This is a genomic window from Colwellia sp. MB02u-10 (assembly GCF_014077185.1).
GTDB lineage: Bacteria > Pseudomonadota > Gammaproteobacteria > Enterobacterales > Alteromonadaceae > Cognaticolwellia.
In genome coordinates this window covers 1-251 of sequence record NZ_JACGVK010000092.1, presented here as the reverse complement: position 1 = coordinate 251, position 251 = coordinate 1, and the positions used below count along the sequence as shown (strand labels likewise).

General features: G+C 49.0%; 1 protein-coding gene. It reads right to left on the bottom strand.

Annotated features, from left to right (window positions below):
- Positions 1-229: hypothetical protein (locus tag H4J59_RS03990; RefSeq protein ID WP_310733157.1), on the bottom strand; the 229-nt coding region annotated here is incomplete at its 3' end.
- Positions 230-251: the final 22 nt, after the last annotated feature.

Genomic DNA, 251 nt, shown 5'->3' with positions numbered 1-251 from the left:
GCGGTGCTATTGCCGTCACCACAAAACTCGCGGTAACAGGGTCTCCGTAACCCACCGTTAAAGTAGCGGTTATCGTCGTGTCTGTAGCTAATGGCGCATTAGCTAATACCGTTACTGTGCCGTCTACAACCGTCGCAACCGCTGTATTTGAGCTAACCCATGTGAACTCAGTAAGTAAAACGTCTGTATCCGCGTCGTTAGATAATTTCTCATCAGAAATAGTCGGCACAAGCGTCATCCCCTTGGGAATG